Genomic DNA, 545 nt, shown 5'->3' on the forward strand with positions numbered 1-545 from the left:
GGGTGGGGGAGGTTGGAAGGCCGCCCCCAGGGAAGCGAGACGACGGCCATGGGGCAAGGGCGCCCGGTGTGGAGTGCGCGGGCCACCTTCGCGGTGGTGCTGGGGCTGGTGCTGGCCGCGGGGGCCGCGCGGGCGCAGGACGGCGATGGCTTCCTGTCCGCCTTCGAACTGCTGGCGAGCGGCCCGGAGTTGGGCGGCAGTGACATCCCCCGGGACGTGCCGCCGCGCCGGGCTGCCGCGCCGTCGGTGGTGCCGCCGGAGGTGATGGCCCGGGTGCTGACGGAGGAGGGGCCCCGGCCGGTGCCCACGGCGTCCGCGGCGGAGTCTGGCCCTGTGGTGGCGCCGGAGGGCGCCAGCGCGGAATCCCAGGTGGCGCCGGAGGGCGGCCGGGTGTCGGAGCCCCGCGTGCACCTGACGGAGAGCGGACCGAGGCCGCCGTTCAAGGTGCTGCCGGTGGCGGTCGCGGTGGTGCCCGGGTTGCTGCTGCACGGGTTGGGGGCGCTGGCTCTTATACACATCTGACGCTGCCGACGATAAGGCGCGGG

At 76.1% G+C, this 545-nt stretch carries 1 pseudogene; it reads left to right on the forward strand.

Features of this window, described 5'->3' with window-relative positions:
• Nucleotides 1-522 (forward strand): annotated as a pseudogene (locus D7W79_RS46630) (hypothetical protein); the annotation flags it as partial.
• Between the last annotated feature and the right edge of the window lie 23 nt (nt 523-545).

The organism is Corallococcus exercitus, from assembly GCF_003611585.1.
In the GTDB taxonomy this organism is placed as follows: domain Bacteria; phylum Myxococcota; class Myxococcia; order Myxococcales; family Myxococcaceae; genus Corallococcus; species Corallococcus exercitus.